Consider the following 17,884-nt stretch of genomic DNA (forward strand, 5'->3'; position numbering starts at 1 on the left):
TGGGGAGCCCATGAACACTCGCAACCGCAGGATCCTGGCAGGCGTTGGCCTTGCCGTGTTGGCCGCTGGCGGCTATCTGGCGCATACCTTGTTTGCCGCACAGGCGCAGGGCGTGCTGGCACAGGAGCCGATGAACGTGCAGACCCGCGCGACACCGGCGTTCATCATGGCGGTGGACGATTCGGGTTCGATGAACTTCGAGCGCATGTTCCCCGGTGGTGACGGCCGCATGCGCTGGAACAGCAACACCAACAGCTTCTTCAACAACGACGGAAGCTTCTTCAGCGTGGGCTCGGCGTGTGCCAACAACTCGGTGGACTGTTACCTCTACCTTTACCCGCACGCGGAATTCAACAAGGAATATTCACCGGGCCGGGCCATTCCGCCGTTGGACATCTACGGTTTCGCGCGTTCGCATGTCTACAACGCCAGTTACTTCAATCCGGCAGTGACCTACCGGCCGTGGACCAATGCCGACGGCACGCTGTGGCCGAATGCCTCGATCACCCAGACCCGCGCCGATCCCCGGTCCGGGCAGCGCGGCTACAATGCCGTGTACAACATGACCGTCAATCGCGCCGAGACGTCGGAGAAGTTCCAGTTCGTCAGCGGCATGCGGATTCCCGACCTGTCCGGCACCGGCAATGAATACTATGTCGACAACTGGTGGGATGGCGGGTGGAAGACCGCTGCGATCAGCAACACCGGCAATACCACATACGCGATCAGCTACTTCCCGGCCACCTTCTACCTGCCGGCCGCAGCGCCTGCACCGGACGGATACAAGACCGACGACGCCAGTCGCCCGGTGATCAAGGGTGCCTGTGGTCCGGGCTGCGACATGCGCCGCTACCAGATCAAGCCGGGCAACTACTCGAGCCCGGCCGCCTACAACGCCGCGATCCAGAATTTTGCCAACTGGTTCCAGTACCACCGCAACCGCGTGCTGGCGATCGTCGGTTCGTCGACTGCGGCGCTGGTGAGCGTCGATACGATGCGCGTGGGCTACTTCACCATCAACAAGCTCAGCAACGCGACCATGTATGACATGGTCACCAATCGTGCCGATCTCTACAAGCAGATCTACACGCTCACCGGCAATGGCGGCACGCCCAACCGCCGCGCGGTTGAATATCTGGTCGACCAGTTCCGTCGTACCGATGCCGACGCCCCCGTGCAGCTGGCCTGCCAGCGCAATGGCGGCATGCTGTTCACCGACGGCTACACCAACTCCGGCAATGCACCCAACGGATCGTTCGGTGATGCGGACTCGGTGAATTCCACGCACCTGCCGTCCATTCCGTTCGCCGATGGCTACAGCAATACCATCGCCGACATCGCGGCGGCGGCCTATGCCGGCGCCCGCACACCCCTGCGCACCGGCACCAGCTTCCCGGCCGGCCAGGTGCCGGTCAGTGACAAGTGCAGTTCGCTGGACAAGAGCAGCCCGGACTGGAAGCGCCTGGACTGCCAGACCGACCTGCACATGAACTTCTACGGCGTGACCCTGGGCGCGCAGGGCAAGATCTATGGCGTCAACCAGGCAGCGACCGACGATCCCTACAAGAACCCGCCGAACTGGGCTGGCAACGGCAACCCGCTGAATGTCGACGACGGTACGGTCATCGATGAACTGTGGCACGCGGCCGTCAACAGCCGTGGCGAGTTCATCAATGCGCAGACGCCGGCCGACGTCACCGAGGCCATGCGCCGGGTACTGTCCTCGATCACCGGTGGTGCGTCGCCTTCAGGCACGATCGGTATCAGTGGTGCACGCATCGGTACCGGTTCGCTGGCGGTCACCCCGCGTTATGACATCACCAACAGCGGCACTGATTGGTCGAGCAAGCTGACCGCGTCCAGCGTCAAGGTCAACGCCAACCAGGTGGCCGAGCTCACCGAGGTGTGGGAAGCCTCCAGCCGCCTGACATCGTCCGGTCGCCGGATCGTCGCCAACAAGCTGGGTTCGCCGGTGGATTTCAACAGCGCCCGCATCAGCCTGCAGGACCTGTGCAGCAAGCCCAGCGGCAAGTACGCGACGATGCTGGTGTGCTCCACCGACAAGCTGACGGCGATCAAGGCTGATCTGGCCAGTGCCATCAACTATCTCAGTGCCGACAGCTCGACCGAGGTCCGCAACGGCGGCAAGTATCGTGACCGCACTACGCCGCTGGGTGACATCGTCAATTCGGCGCCGGTGGTGAGCTCGCCGCTGGACGACTACGGTTACCGCCAGTTGGGTGGCACCTACGCAAAGAGCTATACGGACTACCTGGCCACCAAGGCCAAGTCGCAGCGGTACATGGTCTATGTCGGCGCCAATGATGGCATGCTGCACGCCTTCGACGGCGGCATGAAGGCCGATGCCAAGCAGGACGGCACCGGTGGCACGGAGAGCTTTGCCTACATCCCGGCCACCGCGCTGGGCCACATGGCCAACCTGCTGTTCCCCTACAAGTCCGACACGGCCGACCAGACCTTCCGTCATCGTTACTACGTCGATGGTCCGGTGACGGTGTCCGATACGTTCAACGGCACCGCCTGGCAGACCAGCCTGGTAGGCACCACGGGTGCGGGTGGCCGTTCGGTGTTCGCACTGAACGTCACCACGCCGGGCAGCTTCGGCACCGGCAACGTGCTGTGGGAAATCAGTGACATCAATTCGTCGCTGCGGGATGAGGTGCGCAACAACATCGGTTTCGTGCTGGGCAAGCCGGTGATCGTGCCGGTGAAGAGTGGCACCGGCGTGGCCTGGAAGGCGATCTTCGGTAATGGCTACGGCAGCGCCAACGGCAAGGCGGTGTTGTTCGTGGTCGATATGGCCAGTGGCGACATCCGGATGATCGAAGCCGTCGAGGGTACCTCGGGCGCTGGCATCTCCGGTGACAACGGATTGGGCAATGTGGTCGTTGTCGATCGTTGGACCGGTACCAATCAGGATGCGCGCGGTCGTGATGGCCTGGCCGACACCGTCTATGCCGCCGATCAGCGTGGCGCCGTGTGGAAGTTCGACCTGACCAGCAGTGCGAATACCACGTTGACCGTGCCGATGTTCACCAGCCAGGTTGCCCAGGACTCCTCCAACAGGACCTACCGTCAGCCGATCACCGGAGGCATGACCGCCGCGACCGGTCCTTCGGGCGGCGTGATGCTTTACTTCGGCACCGGCAGCTTCTCCTTCACCAGCGACAAGGATGACAAGTCGCAGCAGGCGCTGTACGCCGTGAACGATCTGTCGGGCAAGACGGTGACCTCGACGGTGACCGCTGCCAACCTGGTTCCGTACACGGCCGCGGCCGCCGCTGCAGGCGTTGATGAGCGCAAGATCACCGCGGGTGCGGCGCCGGCCAACGCCCGCGGCTGGATGATCCAGCTGCCTGCCGGCAACGGTGAACGCGCAGTAGGTAACCCGATCCTGGTCAGTGGCATTGTCTTCATGCCGACCTATGTACCCAACATGGAAACGGTTGGCTGTTCGACCAGTGGTTCGAACTGGCTGTTCGGGTTGTCGTCGATCAGCGGCCTGCCGATGCTGGAGAACGTCCGTTATGGCTCGCCGACCGGCAGCCGACCCGCCTCCGGCACCGCAGCCATTGCATTGAAGACAGGAGGAACCGCGCCGGTGCGTGACGTTTCGCTGTCGGTGTTGCCACGTCCGACGGACAACAAGGCACCGCCCGGTGGCAGCTCCTGCTGGATGGCGGTGGGCGCTGCGGGCAGCCAGTCGCTGTATCTGCCTTACCCGTGCGGTCGCCAGTCCTGGCGCCAGCTCCAGTAACCCAAGTGCGAGGATCCACGCCCATGTTGCACACTCCCATGCCTCGCCGCGCGGCTGGCTTCACGCTGATTGAATTGATGATCGTGGTGATCGTCATCGGCATCCTGGCGGCGATCGCCATTCCGTCTTACCAGGAGTACGTGCGCCGATCGCATCGCGCCGTGGTGAAGGCGGACCTGGCCGAGTATGCGCAGCGTGCGGAGCGCTACCACACCAGCAACAACTCCTACACCGGCTACGCACTGCCGACCAAGGTGTCGCCGCGTGATGGAGGAACTGCGCGCTACAACCTGGATTACAAGGGAGACGGCACCAGCTTCACCATCACCGCCACCCCGCAGGGCACGCAGGCCAAGGACAGCTGTGGCAAGTTGAGCGTGGACCAGGCCAACCGCAAGACGGCCGACGGTGGCGTTGCCAGCTGCTGGTGAAACAGGTGTTGATCTTCCTGTAATCGACCAGTACAATGCGCCTCCCCGCCCGAATAGCTCAGCCGGTTAGAGCACTTGACTGTTAATCAGGGGGTCGTTGGTTCGAGTCCAACTTCGGGCGCCAGATACTGCAGAAGCCGCGAGAAATCGCGGCTTCTGCTTTTCTGCGCAGGCATTCAGCAGGGTGTATCGCGGTTCACGCGCTCACTCCGGACGCGGCCGCCATTGTTGACGATCAATGCGCCATGCAGCTGGTTGCCCGCGCAGATGCGCAGGGTCAGGTTGGCCCCCGGGCTGCGTCCATCTGCCTGGAAGAACAGCAGCGGACGCCCGCTGCTGGCCTGGGCAAGGATCGAGACGTCCGAGCGCCCGGTGTGGTGGCTCAGGATCGCCTCCGGCGAGGCAGGCTCCCCGCGCTGGTCGCCGCTGCGGTAGATGATCCAGCCGGCGCTCCAGTCGTCACTGCAGTGCCGGCCGTCGACACTGGCGCAGAGGCCGATCAGCTCCCGTCTGCGCACGGCCTCGCTGCGTGCGCCGGACAGGCTGGCATGCAGGGTCAGTTGCAGTGCATCGGCGCGTTGCCGCAGCAGCAGGGGCTGCAGCGCCGGCCAGGACGCGGCCAGCAGCACCGCCAGCACAGTGATGACCACCAGCAGTTCGGTCAGGTGCACGCCCCGCGCAGAGCGGGGGCCGAGCGGGCAGGGGGCTTGGGCAGTGCGCATGCATCCAGCCTCCGCGCCCGGCTGTGCGGCCGCCATCGGGAAACCCCGTAGCGTCCTGCCCGGCAACCCCTCAGCCGGCCGTCACCCCTCGCCCCGTATACTGCCCCTTCCCGGGAACTGGCAACACCATGAGCGACAGTTTTGAACTTGTCTCGCCGTATTCGCCGGCGGGCGACCAGCCCAACGCCATCGCGAAGCTGACCAGCAACTTCGAGGCCGGCATCGCCAAGCAGACCCTGCTGGGCGTGACCGGCTCGGGCAAGACTTACACCATCGCCAACGTCATCCAGAACGTTCAGAAGCCGACGCTGATCATGGCACCGAACAAGACGCTGGCGGCGCAGCTGTATGGCGAGTTCAAGGCGTTCTTCCCGCACAACGCGGTGGAGTACTTCGTCAGCTATTACGACTACTACCAGCCCGAAGCCTACGTGCCGTCGTCGGACACCTTCATCGAGAAGGACAGTTCGATCAACGAACACATCGAGCAGATGCGGCTGGCCGCGACCAAGACCCTGCTGTCGCGCCCGGACGCGATCGTGGTGGCCACGGTGTCCGCGATCTATGGCCTGGGTGCGCCGGAAGACTACCTTTCACTGCGCCTGATCCTGTCCAAGGGCGAGCGCATCGACCAGCGCGACCTGATCAACCACCTGACCCAGCTGCAGTACACGCGCAATGAGTACGAGCTGCAGCGCGGTACCTTCCGCGTGCGCGGCGAAGTGATCGACGTGTTCCCGGCCGAGTCGGACAGCGAAGCACTGCGCCTCGAACTGTTCGATGGCGAGGTCGAGAAGATCACCCTGTTCGATCCGCTCACCGGCGAGACGCTGCGCAACATGCAGCGCTTCACGGTCTACCCGAAGACCCACTATGCGACCACGCGCGAGCGCGTGCTGGCGGCGATCGAGACGATCAAGGTAGAGCTGAAGGAGCGGCTCGAGCAGCTCTACGCGCAGAACAAGCTGGTGGAGGCGCAGCGCCTGGCGCAGCGCACGCAGTTCGACCTGGAAATGATGGCCGAGGTCGGTTACTGCAACGGCATCGAGAACTACTCCCGGCACCTGACCGGCAAGAATGCCGGCGAGCCGCCACCGACCCTGTTCGACTACCTGCCGCCGGATGCGCTGCTGGTGATCGATGAATCGCATGTGACCATTCCGCAGATCGGCGCCATGTTCAAGGGTGACCGCTCGCGCAAGGAAACCCTGGTTGAGTTCGGTTTCCGCCTGCCGTCGGCGCTGGACAACCGCCCGTTGCGCTTCGAGGAATGGGAGGAGCGCTGCCCGCGCAGCATCTACGTGTCGGCCACGCCCGGGCCCTATGAACTGCGTGAAGCCGGTGACGAGATCACCGAACTGGTGGTGCGCCCAACCGGCCTGATCGACCCGGTGGTGGAGATCCGGCCGGTCGGTACCCAGGTCGACGACCTGATGAGCGAGGCCAACGCGCGCATCAAGGCGGGCGACCGCGTGCTGGTCACCACGCTGACCAAGCGCATGGCTGAAAACCTCACCGAGTACCTCACCGAACACGGTATCCGCGTGCGCTACCTGCACTCGGACGTGGATACGGTCGAGCGCGTGGAGATCATCCGCGACCTGCGCCTGGGCAAGTTCGACGTGCTGGTCGGCATCAACCTGCTGCGTGAAGGCCTGGACATGCCCGAGGTATCGCTGGTGGCGATCCTCGATGCCGACAAGGAAGGCTTCCTGCGCTCCACCGGCTCGCTGATCCAGACCATCGGCCGCGCCGCACGCAATGTGCGCGGCAAGGCGATCCTGTACGCCGACAAGATCACCCGCTCGATGCAGGCGGCGATCGATGAGACCGACCGGCGCCGTGCCAAGCAGGTCGAGTACAACGAAGAACATGGCATCGTGCCGCGCTCGGTGGCGCGCCCGATCGTCGATGTCCTCGAAGGCGCGCGTTCGGATGCCGCCGAGAAGGAAGCCAAGAAGGGTAAGGGCAAGGGCCGGGCGAGTGTGGCCGAAGAAGCGGCCGACTATCGTTCGCTGTCTCCGGCGCAGCTGGCGACCCGTCTCAAGGCGCTGGAACAACAGATGTACCGGCACGCCAAGGACCTGGAATTCGAAGATGCCGCACGGGTGCGTGACCAGATCCGGCAGCTGAAGGAAGCCAGCCTGGGCTGAACGTGGCAGTGCAGCATCATCTTCACAAAAGTGTTGCGCTTCACGGCCCGCATCCGTAATATACGCGGCCTGCACCGACGCAATCGCGGAAATGCAGAAGCAAAACGGGCGGTTAGCTCAGCGGTAGAGCACTACCTTGACATGGTAGGGGTCACAGGTTCGAACCCTGTACCGCCCACCACGAAGTCCTCGGAAGAGGGCTGTCGTGAACTGCAAAGCCCGGCCCTGGCGCCGGGTTTTTACGTAACAAGGCCAGCCTTCGGGCGGCAAGAACAAGATGGGCGGTTAGCTCAGCGGTAGAGCACTACCTTGACATGGTAGGGGTCACAGGTTCGAACCCTGTACCGCCCACCACCTGCTCCCGGCGTTGCCGGTGAAGTGGTGGAAACGATGAAAGCCGGCCCCGGGGCCGGCTTTTTTCGTTCCGGGGAGCCTGGCGTTCCCGCGAAGCTGCATCCGTGCCGGTTCAGTGGCATGAAATCAGTGGGTAATGCTGATCGAACGCTGGATGCGCCAGTGGCCGTCGACGCGTTCCCACAGCTGCGCCACACCTACCCGGGCCAGCGCAGGATGAGGGCTGGCGCCAGTGTCGTCTGGCGATTGCTGGCTGCCCAGCCGCAGCACGCGGTCCTGGCGCAGGTGATAGAGCTGAAGGGGCTGCGCTTCATGCATGGCCTGCCGATCTTCGTTGCGCAGGATCTGGCTGCGCAGGGCATCCTCGGTGGGCCCGCAGCCGTCGCCGAACAGGCTGGAGAACAGCAGGATCAGGGCAAGCATCGGCATGGCACGGTGCTCCAGCGGGAAAGTGCGTGCAGACTGGCATGGTCGGCCGGGCACCGCAGCCGGCCTGCGACGAAGGCGGGGATTGGGCCGCCAAAGGCAGGCAGATGGCGATGAATCCGGGCCGCGCAGGCGTAGACTCGGCGCTACTGCGCTACTGCGCAACTGCGCAATTACTGCAAGGAACTGCCGCATGAGTGATCACGTCCCGGTGTCCAGGCCCAATCCGCTCCTGGAACGCCTGTTCGGCGGCAACATGCTGGAAGGCACGTTCAAGGCAGTGATCTGGGTCGCAATCCTGAGCGCGCTGCTGGCGTGGACCACGCTGCGCTGAACGACGCTGCCGCGCCGGGCCTGCCGGGTGGCGGGACCTGCTGACCCGATGACTCCCGCTGCCGCTGGTGCGGCGGCAGTGCCTGTGCGGGTGCTGTCAGGCGCTGAAGGCCTGGCGCAGGCTGCGCAGGGTGGCCTGGCGATGTTCCCTGGCCGTTGGCTCGCCCATCTCCAGCTCCTGCAGGCGCAGTCCGACCAGAGTCATCGACAACGCATAGCCGCGTGCCGCGTCGGCAACGCGTGACAGGCCCACTGCACGGCGGGCCAGTGCATTCACATGTTCAAGGTCGGGCATCAGTCCCAGATAGGCGCGTTCTGCGCTGTCCAGGTCCGGTGCACGCAGGATCGCGTGAGCGTCTGCGGTGGGGAAGACGGAGGCCATGGGGGTCCTTGTCCGTAGCGGGGGCGCTCGTTCAGAACGAGCGCATCAGGGAAATGAAGGCCGAGGTCTGCGTGCCGCGTCGTGCCATCGGGCTGTCCTTCACTGCATCGCCGAACCACTGGTTGGCCACCACGCCGGTCGCGCGCCACTTCATGCCCAGTGGCGTGCTGACCGCGATCTGCAGACTCGGTGAGGTGGCACTACCCGGACGGTAGCTGGCAAGGCCTGAGCGCAGTGCCTCTTCGTCACTGATGCCGTAGTAGTAGTCGAGCAGCCGTGCACTGGAATGCACGACACCCACCCGCGGCACCCAGGTGAAGCGGCCTGCCTGGATCGGATGGCTGTAATGCAGGCGCGACTCGATACCACCGCCATGGCCGGTCACGTCCCGCATCACGCTGGCCTCGACCATGCCCCAGTCGGCACTGTACTCACCGTTGATGCCCGCCATGGCCGACATCTGCCGGCTGTGCAGGCGGCGCAGCTGAGCATCATTCACGTCGCCGGTCTTGAAGCGCAGGGTGTAGGGCGTGACCGCCGCCGACAGCCGCCACCCCTGATCCTTGTAGAGGTACATGCCAAGTGAACCGGGGCTGGCGAAGAAGCGCTCGCCCTGCCAGGCGATGGCCGGTACCACCAGCGGTTTGACGTCATAGTGCGCGTACGCACCGGAGGTCGCGCCAGCGCTGATGCCGGCCTGCACGCCGGGGTTCTGCCCGGCAGCGTGGGCGAGCAACGGCACGCCGAGGGCCGTGGTGAGCAGTAGCGGGCGCAGCAGGTGCGGGGACAGCGACGGCATCGATCAGCCACGTTGCAGGGGATGGCTGCGCATGGTGACGGGGCAACATTGTCAGAACATTGCGCCCGCGCGTTCGGCATGCGTGGGCGCAAAATCACGGCGCCAGGCACTATGATCGGCAGCGTTTCCGGTTGACGAGTCCCTGATGCGCATCCTCCTGGTCGAAGACGATCCTGATCTGTCCCGCGCCCTGCAATCGGGCCTGGAGCGGCAGGGCGTGGTCGCCGATGTGGTCGGCAGCCTGGCCGAGGCCGCGCTCGCCTTGCGCGAACCGGTGCACCAGCTGCTGCTGCTCGATCGCCAGCTGCCCGATGGCGATGGCGCCGGATTCGTCGCGACGGCGCGTGCGCTGCGGCCGAACCTGGCGGTGATCATGCTCACCGCCAAGGGGACGCTGTCGGACAAGGTCGAAGGCCTGGACGTCGGTGCCGATGACTATCTGGTCAAGCCGGTGGCGATCGAGGAACTGATGGCACGCATCCGCGCGGTATCGCGCAGGCCTTCGGCGATGGTGACGCCGAGCCTGCGGCTGGGGCGGCTCGAGTTCGATTTCGAATCGCTGCAGGCACAGGTGGAGGGCCAGCCCCTGGCATTGCCACGTCGGCAGGTGCTGGTGCTGCAGGCGTTGGCGATGCGGCAGGGCCGCACGGTTACCCGCAGTGCCCTGGAGGCTGCAGTGTACGGGTTCGATGATGAGATCCAATCCAATGCGCTCGATGCGCATATCTCCAAGCTGCGCAAAGCGCTGCAGCAGGCCGGGGCGGGGGTGGAGATCCACGTGATCCGCGGCGTCGGCTACCTGCTGGCGGAGGCCTGAGATGGCCCGTCCGATCCGTTCGATCACCCTTGGCCTGGCTTGGCGCCTCTTCCTGGCGCAGGCCTTCACCGTACTGTTCGCGGTGGTCGCATTGATCCTGACCTGGGGTGACAAGGACTCCTGGGGCATGGACATGTTCGTTGCCGAGGCGGTGGCCAAGGCGGTGCACAGCGAAGGCGGGCGCCTGGTGCTGGACCAGGCGCGCTGGGACAAGCTCGATGCCAACGCCGGGGGCAATCTCTGGTTCGCCGCGGTGGATGACAAGGGCATGTGGCTCGAGCGCGGCACCATCCCAGCCATCCACGCGCCGATGCTCGCGCGGCTGCCGACCGTGGGCGCCACGGAACTGGGCTCGCTGGTGCCCCCCTATCTGGACGTGGCGCGGGTGATGATCCGCAACGAGGACGGGCGCCGCATCACCGTGATGGTCGGTGGCGCGCCCAAGGGCGGGCTGCTGGATGGCGCGCTGATGGTGCTGCGCCTGATCGGCCTGTGGTTCTTCCTGCCACTGATCGTGGTCACCCTGCTTGTGATGCCGACCGTGATCCACCGTGCCATGCGCGGCGTGCGCCGTTCTGCGCAGCAGGCCAAGGAACTGGATATCGGCCAGCCCGGTGCGCGGCTGGATGCGCGGCTGGTCTCCACGGAAGTGGCGCCGCTGGTGGAAGCCTTCAACGATGCCATCGACAAGGTGCAGCAGGGCTATGCAGCGCGCGACAAGTTCCTCGCCGACGCGGCGCACGAATTGCGCGTGCCGATCGCCGTGGTGCAGGCGCGACTGTCTCAGCTGCCGCAGGGCGAGCTGAAATCGCAGTTGCTGACCGATGTGGCGCGGCTGGGCAATGTTGCCGAGCACCTGCTTGATCTGCAGCGCCTCGACCGCAATGTCGGCGCATTGCAGCGGCTGGACCTGGCCCTGCTGGTGCGTGAGGCAGCCGCGGACCTGGCGCCGTTGGTGGTGGGCGCCGGCTATGGATTCGAAGTGGACGCGCCGGAATCGCCGGTGTGGATCCACGGCGACAGTCTGGCGCTGGGGCGGGTGATTGCCAACCTGGTGCACAACGCGATCGTGCATGGTGGTGGCCGTGGCACCATCTGCGTGCGGTTGGATGCGCGCGGCTTGCTGGAGGTCAGCGATCAGGGTGCGGGCATTCCAGTGAGCGACCGCGAGGCGATCTTCGAGCCGTTCCATCGCCTGCGCGCGGCGGGCAGCGGCAGTGGCCTGGGCCTGCACCTGGTGAAGGAGATCGTGCAGCACCACGGTGGCTCGGTCAGTGTCGGTGAGGCTGCGGGAGGCGGCGCAAGCTTCCGGGTCAATTTCCATCGCGGTAGCGTCCGGCGCTGACGCGTTTGCGGGGAAAGTCCCGATAGGCAAGCTGCCGCCGGTAGCGGCAGGCTGGACCCATGGCCGTCCAGCTTTCCCCGTCTCCCTTGCTGGGCAGTGGCGCCGCTGCGGCGCTGACACTGGGGGCGCTGGCCTGCGTGCAGCTGCCGCGGCTGCCGCCGCTGTGGGTCTGCACGGTGATGATCGTGCTTGGCATGGCGGGGTGGGGCCTGCGTTGGCGGGGGCGCCTGCCCGCGGTCGTGCTGTTCGGTGCCGGATGGACGGCGCTGCACGGGCACTGGGCAATGCAGGAACAGCTGCCGCCAGGCCAGCCAGCACGGGATGTGGTGGTCAGTGGACGGGTCATCGATCTGCCGGACCATGGAGCCGCGCACACCCGCTTCCTGCTGCAGGTCAGCGAGAGCAGCGAACTGCCATCGCTGCGCGGCAAGCGCCTGCAGGTCACCTGGAACGATGCCTGGCGTGCCGCTGACGCCACCGACGCCGGGCGTGGGCGCCATCAGGTCCTGGCCGGCGCGCAGTGGCATCTGGCCTTGCGCGTGCGGGCGCCGCGTTCGCGGATCAATCCCGGTGGTTTCGACGGTGAACGCCACGCGCTGCTGCGCGGCGTGTCCGGCAACGGCACGGTGCGGGCGCCGGCCAGCGCGCGCGAGCTTCAGGCCGCGCATGGCCTGCCGGCATGGCGTGAACGCACCAGCGCCGCCATCGCCGCGCAGGTGGCCCATCCAGCCGCGCGCTTCGTGCAGGCACTTGCCCTGGGCGATACGCGTGGCCTGTCCGACGCCGATTGGGATCAGCTGCGGGCGCTGGGCCTGACCCATCTGGTGGCCATTTCCGGATTCCATGTCGGGGTGGTGGCCGGGCTGGGGGCGTTGCTGTGTCGAGGGCTGTGGTGGCTGTGCCCGCTGCTGGCCCGGCATTGGCCACGCCCCCAGGCGGCGGCCTGCGCCGCGGCCCTGTCCGCAGCGGGCTATGCGGTGCTGGCCGGCGGTGAATTGCCGACCGTGCGCACTGCACTGATGATCGGGCTGGTGGCGCTGGCGCGTAGCGGGCGGCGCCCACTGGGTCTCGTGCAGGGGCTTGCACTGGCGGCGCTGGCGCTGCTGCTGCCGGCGCCCCTGTCAGTGCTGTCCGCAGGCTTCTGGCTCAGCTTCGGCGGCGTCCTGTGGCTGGTCTGGTGCCTGCCGCAGGGACGTCCGCGTGGGGTGGTCGCCAACCTGCGCGGGTTCCTGGCCGCACAAGGGGTGGCCAGCGTCGGCCTGTTGCCGCTGGGCATCGCCTTGTTCGGTGGCACCGCCTGGCTGGGGCCGTTGGTGAACCTGCCGGTCATCCCGTGGTGGACATTGCTGGTGGTGCCCTTGTCGCTGCTCGGCACCGCCCTGCAGGTGCTGCATGACGGCGCCGGGCGCTGGGCGTGGCGCGCAGCGGCGTGGTTGTTCGAAACCAGCTGGCAGGCCCTGCAGCCACTGGCGGCGCATCCACAGGCGATGTGGTGGTTGGCCGAGGCACCGGCCTGGGCAGTGCCGGCGGCGCTGCTGGGCGTGTTCTGGTGGCTGCTGCCACGCGGTGCCGGGGGCGGGCTGGCTGGCCTCCTGCTGTGCCTGCCGCTACTGTGGCCGTTGCGCGAGCGGCCGGCCGAGGGAGAGCTGGAGCTGCTGGTGCATGACGTCGGGCAGGGCACGGCGGTATTGCTGCGTACCGCGCGGCATGCGCTCTGGTACGACGTGGGGCCGCCGATCGGGGGTGAGGGCAGCGAGCGGGTCCTGGTTCCGTCATTGCGGGCGCTGGGGCAGGCACGGCCCGACCGCGTGCTGATCAGTCACGACGATCTCGATCATGCCGGCAACCTGCCGAGCCTGCGCCTTCAGTTGCCGGAGCTGCCCCTGTTGGCGCCGCCGGGCAGCACGATCGCCGGGGCCGGGCGCTGCCAACGCGGCCTGCGCTGGCGCTGGGACGGCGTCGACTTCCAGGTGCTGCACCCGGATGCAGGCAGCCAGCGGGCTGAAAACGAGGACAGCTGCGTGCTGCGCGTGGCCAGCGCGTATGGTGGGGTCCTGTTGCCAGGGGACATCGGCCGCCCGGCCGAACAGGCGCTGCTGCGGGCGTCTCCGGCGGCGCTGAAGGCGGATGTGGTGCTGGTGCCGCACCATGGCAGCGGCGGCAGCTCCAGCGCGCCCTGGGTGGCGGCGGTGTCAGCCCGGCTGGCGCTGGTTTCGGCCGGGCACCAGAACCGCTTCGGCCACCCGCGCCGGGACGTGGTCCGGCGCTGGCAGGCGCAGGGAGCCGAGGTGGTGTCCACTGCGGAGTCCGGGGCGATCCGCGTATGGCTTGGCGCACAAGGGCTGCAGCTGCGTGAACAGCGTATCCATGCATCCCGGTGGTGGGATGCCGCTGGGCGGGCGCGGTCGGCTGTTATCCTATCGCCGATCAAACAAGCGGCCGTTGGGCCGGAGGGTTGAAACGTGTGGGAACTGGTCAAGGCCGGTGGCTGGCCGATGGTGCCGCTGCTGCTGTTGGGCGTACTGGCTTTGGCGATCATCCTGGAGCGTTTCTGGTCCCTGCGGCGGACTGAAGTGCTGCCGCCCGGCCTCGGCCAGGAAGTGCGCAACTGGGCCGCACGCGGCAAGCTTGACCCGGCGCACCTGCAGACCCTGCGTGCCAACTCGCCGCTGGGCGCATTGCTGGCGGCCGCGCTGGAAGCCCGCAATCGTCCGCGCGACCAGATCCGCGAGCGCATCGAGGACACCGGCCGCCACCTGGTGCACCGCATGGAACGTTTCCTCAACGCGCTGGGCACCATTGCCTCGGCCGGCCCGCTGCTGGGCCTGCTGGGCACGGTGATCGGCATGATCCAGATGTTCCTGGGCATCCTCGACCATGGGGTGGGCGACGTGAACCAGCTGGCCGGCGGTATCGGCAAGGCGCTGGTGTGCACCGCCACGGGCATGATCGTGGCCATTCCGGCACTGATGTTCCATCGCTACTTCAAGGGCCGCATCCACGGCTACGTGGTGGAAATGGAGCAGGAAGCCAGTGCCCTGCTGGACACGCTCGACGGTCGCCCCGGGGTGATGAACCCGGCCGCGCCGGCGCGACCGGCCAACGCCGCGACGGCGAAGGCCTGATCGATGCGTATCGGCAATGACCGCTCCCAGGATGAGCCGCATATCGATCTGGTTCCGCTGATCGACGTCATCCTGGTGCTGATCATCTTCTTCGTGGTCACCACCACCTTCGATGCGCGCTCGACGCTGCAGGTGCAGCTGCCTACCGCCAGCCAGCAGCCCAACAACGAGCCGCCGCGTTCGCTCAGCGTGCTGATCAACGCCGAAGGCCGCTATTTCATCAATGACCAGGAAGTGCTGCGCAGCGACGTCGAGTCGGTCAAGCAGACCATCGCGTCCGTGGCCGGCAGTGACCGCAGCCAGCCCGTGCTGCTGCGCGCCGACGCACGCACTCCCTACCAGGCCGTGGTGACCGCGCAGGACGCGCTCGGTCAACTCGGTTTCCGTCGTATCGCCATTGCAACTGCGCCAGAGGTGCGTCCATGAGTTCCCATCACGCGCCGGTGTGGCCGATCTACAAACGTCTGCTGGGCTACACCCGCACCTACTGGGTGTTCATGGTGGGCGCGGTCATCGCCATGGTGGTCGAGGCCCTGGCCGGCTACCACTTCACCAAGCTGATGGAGCCGCTGGTCAACGAAGGTTTCGTCGACCCGCAGCCGCGCGCGGCCGTGGTGCTGCCGCTGACCATCCTCGGCCTGTTCCTGATGCGTAGCGTGGCCACCTGGGTCAGCGACTACACGCTGGCCAAGACTGGCCGCAGCGTGGTCCGCGACCTGCGTGAGCAGGTGCTGCAGAAGTACCTGCACCTGCCGTCGTCGCACTTCGATACCGAAGCGACGCCGGTGATGGTCAGCCGCCTGAACTTCGATACCGAGCAGGTCACCCAGGCCAGCGCCGACGCGCTGAAGACCGTGGTGGCCGACACCCTCACCATCATCGCGATGCTGGCGGTGATGCTGCAGATGAGCGTCAAGGTGACCTTGGCAATGCTGCTGGTGGTGCCACTGATCGGTGGCATCGTGTCCTACGTGGGCAAGCGCTACCGCCGCATCAGCCGCGGCATTCAGGACGGCATGGGCACCATGGCGCAGACTGCCGAGCAGTCGCTGGCCGCGCAGCAGGAAGTGAAGGTGCACGGCACCCAGCAGCATGAGATCTCGCGCTACTCGCGCCTGGCCAACCGCATGCTGGCGCTGAACATGAAGGTCGAGGTCACCCGCGCCGCCGCCTCCAGCGTGGTGCAGTTCCTGGCCGCACTGGCGCTGGCGGTGATCGTCTGGGTATCGACCCGCGAGGCCCTGGCGGGCCGGCTCAATGCCGGCCAGTTCATGGGCCTGATGACATCGATGATGGCCATCATTCCATCGCTGCGCCGCCTGACCAGCGTACAGACGTCGATTTCGCGCGGTGTCTCTGCTGCCGAGCGCCTGTTCGGCATTCTCGACATGCCAGTGGAGCGCGACCAGGGGCAGCGACACGTGCAGCGCGTGCGGGGCGAACTGGCGTTCGACCACGTCATGCTGCGTTACCGCGAGGACAGCGGCATCGCCCTGGATGACATCAGCTTCGTTGCCAAGCCAGGCACGGTGACGGCCATTGTCGGCCGTTCCGGCAGTGGCAAGACCAGCCTGATCCGGCTGGTGCCACGCTTCTACGAGCCCAGCGGCGGTGTCATCACCCTCGACGGCGTGGCACTGGACGACTACCCGCTGGCCGACCTGCGCCGGCAGGTGGCAATGGTCGGGCAGAAGGTCATGCTGTTCGATGACACCATCGCTGCCAACATCGCCTATGGCATGGAAGCGACCGACGAGCAGATCCGCGCGGCGGCCGAGGCCGCCAACGCGTGGGAGTTCATCGCACGCATGCCGCAGCAGCTGCAGACCCCGGTGGGCGAGAATGGCGCGCTGCTGTCCGGTGGCCAGCGCCAGCGCCTGGCGATTGCCCGCGCGATCCTGCGCGACGCCCCGATCCTGATCCTCGACGAAGCCACTGCGGCGCTGGACAACGAATCCGAGCGCCTGGTGCAGGACGCGCTGCAGCGCCTGATGCCCGAACGCACCACGCTGGTCATCGCGCACCGGCTGTCGACCATCGAGCATGCCGACCAGGTACTGGTCATGGATCATGGCCGCATCGTTGAACGCGGCACGCACAAAGAGCTGCTCGAACTGGGCGGCCTGTACCAGCATCTGCACAGCATGCAGTTCCGCGAAAGGCAGGACTGATGGCCGGCAAGGGCACCCAGACCCCGCCGTACTGGTATGACGGCACCCCGGTTCCGTGGGCGATGCGCCTGCTGGCGCCGCTGTACGCAGGTGTCACCGCACTGCGCCGGCGCGCCTATCGGCGTGGCTGGCGCAAGCGCCACTCGCTGCCGGTGCCGGTCATCGTGGTCGGCAACATCACCGCCGGTGGTACCGGCAAGACGCCGCTGACGATTGCCCTGGTCGAGCGCCTGCGCGCGGCCGGCTGGAAGCCGGGCGTGGCCAGCCGCGGCTATGGTCGCGAAGACGCCGACAAGCCGCTGTGGGTGCAGGCCGATACGCCAACCGCGAAGGGCGGTGACGAACCGGTGCTGATCGCCTGGAAGACCGGCGTGCCGGTGCGCGTGGACCGTGACCGTGTCGCCGCCGGCAAGGCGCTGATCGAGGCCGGCTGCGATGTAATCGTCTGCGACGACGGTTTGCAGCACTACCGGCTGGCGCGCGACATCGAGATCGAAGTGGTCGATGCCCAGCGTCGCTATGGCAATGGCCGGATGATCCCGGCCGGGCCGTTGCGCGAGCCGGTCAGCCGCGCGAGCGAGTGCGATTTCCGCGTGGTCAACCTCGGCCAGGCCGATGAGCAGACCGCGGCACAGGCCTGTGGCTTCGGCCAGTGGCCAATGTCCCTGCACATCGACAGTGCGCAGCCGCTGGCCGGTGGCCGCGCGCGCCCGCTGGCGTACTTCAAGGGCCAGCGGGTGCACGCGGTGGCCGGCATCGCCCATCCACAGCGCTTCTTCGACATGCTGCGCGCGCGCGGGATCGGCGTGGTGCCGCATGCGTTCGCCGACCACCAGGCCTACCAGCCGCAGGATCTGTCCTTCGGCAGCCAGTTGCCGGTACTGATGACCGAAAAGGATGCGGTGAAATGCCGGGCGTTCGGCAACGACTGGCACTACGCGGTTCCGCTGCGCGCCGAGTTGCCCGCCGCGTTCTGGGTGGCGTTGACCGATCGCCTGGACAAGCTGCGACCGAACTGAGTGGCGCGGCGGCGCTTGCATTCACGCGC

At 66.6% G+C, this 17,884-nt stretch carries 15 protein-coding genes and 3 tRNA genes; 14 read left to right on the forward strand and 4 right to left on the reverse strand.

What is annotated here, in order from left to right:
• Positions 1–10 precede the first annotated feature (10 nt).
• From ACSYHF_RS07130 to ACSYHF_RS07140, 3 genes are all read left to right on the forward strand, one after another.
• Entirely contained in the window at positions 11–3,778 is a 3,768-nt protein-coding gene (locus ACSYHF_RS07130; protein WP_447576207.1) for a pilus assembly protein, read from the forward strand.
• Between the two features lie 23 nt (positions 3,779–3,801).
• A complete protein-coding gene (locus ACSYHF_RS07135) occupies positions 3,802–4,209 on the forward strand; it encodes a type IV pilin protein (RefSeq protein ID WP_005415966.1) in 408 nt (135 codons plus the stop codon).
• Positions 4,210–4,256: 47 nt separating this feature from the next.
• Positions 4,257–4,333 (forward strand) — tRNA-Asn (locus ACSYHF_RS07140).
• A gap of 52 nt (positions 4,334–4,385) precedes the next feature.
• Here ACSYHF_RS07140 and ACSYHF_RS07145 read toward each other — a convergent pair.
• Positions 4,386–4,931 (reverse strand): GspH/FimT family pseudopilin, encoded by a 546-nt coding sequence (locus ACSYHF_RS07145; protein WP_005415967.1) that lies wholly within the window; start codon positions 4,929–4,931, stop codon positions 4,386–4,388.
• A gap of 128 nt (positions 4,932–5,059) precedes the next feature.
• Here ACSYHF_RS07145 and uvrB point away from each other — a divergent pair, with 128 nt between their 5' ends.
• The 3 genes from uvrB to ACSYHF_RS07160 all read left to right on the forward strand — a co-directional run bounded on the left by uvrB (position 5,060) and on the right by ACSYHF_RS07160 (position 7,438).
• The gene (gene uvrB, locus ACSYHF_RS07150) at positions 5,060–7,084 is read left to right on the forward strand and encodes an excinuclease ABC subunit UvrB (protein ID WP_111174712.1); all 2,025 of its coding nucleotides are present in this window, start codon (positions 5,060–5,062) and stop codon (positions 7,082–7,084) included.
• A gap of 106 nt (positions 7,085–7,190) precedes the next feature.
• A tRNA-Val gene (locus ACSYHF_RS07155) sits at positions 7,191–7,265 on the forward strand.
• 98 nt (positions 7,266–7,363) lie between these two features.
• A tRNA-Val gene (locus ACSYHF_RS07160) sits at positions 7,364–7,438 on the forward strand.
• A gap of 126 nt (positions 7,439–7,564) precedes the next feature.
• On the opposite strand, the gene ACSYHF_RS07165 is transcribed toward ACSYHF_RS07160, so the two are convergent.
• The gene (locus ACSYHF_RS07165) at positions 7,565–7,867 is read right to left on the reverse strand and encodes a hypothetical protein (protein ID WP_005415969.1); all 303 of its coding nucleotides are present in this window, start codon (positions 7,865–7,867) and stop codon (positions 7,565–7,567) included.
• Between the two features lie 190 nt (positions 7,868–8,057).
• Here ACSYHF_RS07165 and ACSYHF_RS07170 point away from each other — a divergent pair, with 190 nt between their 5' ends.
• Complete coding sequence (locus ACSYHF_RS07170; RefSeq protein WP_005415970.1) at positions 8,058–8,198, forward strand: hypothetical protein; 141 nt, start codon at positions 8,058–8,060, stop codon at positions 8,196–8,198.
• A 96-nt stretch (positions 8,199–8,294) separates the two neighbouring features.
• On the opposite strand, the gene ACSYHF_RS07175 is transcribed toward ACSYHF_RS07170, so the two are convergent.
• Positions 8,295–8,579, reverse strand: coding sequence for a hypothetical protein (locus ACSYHF_RS07175; protein WP_005415971.1), 285 nt, complete (start codon positions 8,577–8,579; stop codon positions 8,295–8,297).
• 31 nt (positions 8,580–8,610) lie between these two features.
• Positions 8,611–9,378 (reverse strand): MipA/OmpV family protein, encoded by a 768-nt coding sequence (locus ACSYHF_RS07180; RefSeq protein ID WP_005415972.1) that lies wholly within the window; start codon positions 9,376–9,378, stop codon positions 8,611–8,613.
• A gap of 145 nt (positions 9,379–9,523) precedes the next feature.
• On the opposite strand from ACSYHF_RS07180, the gene ACSYHF_RS07185 reads away from it, so the two are divergent.
• Genes ACSYHF_RS07185 through lpxK form a run of 7 tightly spaced genes read left to right on the forward strand, consistent with a single transcriptional unit; the run spans position 9,524 to position 17,855 of the window.
• Complete coding sequence (locus ACSYHF_RS07185) at positions 9,524–10,195, forward strand: response regulator transcription factor (protein ID WP_005415973.1); 672 nt, start codon at positions 9,524–9,526, stop codon at positions 10,193–10,195.
• 1 nt (position 10,196) lies between these two features.
• The gene (locus tag ACSYHF_RS07190; RefSeq protein ID WP_095378765.1) at positions 10,197–11,540 is read left to right on the forward strand and encodes a sensor histidine kinase; all 1,344 of its coding nucleotides are present in this window, start codon (positions 10,197–10,199) and stop codon (positions 11,538–11,540) included.
• 59 nt (positions 11,541–11,599) lie between these two features.
• The gene (locus tag ACSYHF_RS07195) at positions 11,600–13,999 is read left to right on the forward strand and encodes a DNA internalization-related competence protein ComEC/Rec2 (protein WP_095378768.1); all 2,400 of its coding nucleotides are present in this window, start codon (positions 11,600–11,602) and stop codon (positions 13,997–13,999) included.
• A 3-nt stretch (positions 14,000–14,002) separates the two neighbouring features.
• Complete coding sequence (locus tag ACSYHF_RS07200; protein ID WP_005415976.1) at positions 14,003–14,665, forward strand: MotA/TolQ/ExbB proton channel family protein; 663 nt, start codon at positions 14,003–14,005, stop codon at positions 14,663–14,665.
• 3 nt (positions 14,666–14,668) lie between these two features.
• Positions 14,669–15,091: an ExbD/TolR family protein gene (locus tag ACSYHF_RS07205; protein WP_005415977.1), complete on the forward strand. Its 423-nt coding sequence runs from the start codon at positions 14,669–14,671 to the stop codon at positions 15,089–15,091.
• Positions 15,088–16,836 (forward strand): lipid A export permease/ATP-binding protein MsbA, encoded by a 1,749-nt coding sequence (gene msbA / locus ACSYHF_RS07210; protein ID WP_005415978.1) that lies wholly within the window; start codon positions 15,088–15,090, stop codon positions 16,834–16,836. Before ACSYHF_RS07205 ends, msbA begins: the two co-directional genes overlap by 4 nt.
• Complete coding sequence (gene lpxK, locus ACSYHF_RS07215; RefSeq protein ID WP_262221447.1) at positions 16,836–17,855, forward strand: tetraacyldisaccharide 4'-kinase; 1,020 nt, start codon at positions 16,836–16,838, stop codon at positions 17,853–17,855. Before msbA ends, lpxK begins: the two co-directional genes overlap by 1 nt.
• The last annotated feature ends 29 nt before the right edge of the window (positions 17,856–17,884 follow it).

Source organism: Stenotrophomonas maltophilia group sp. P373 (genome assembly GCF_053295075.1).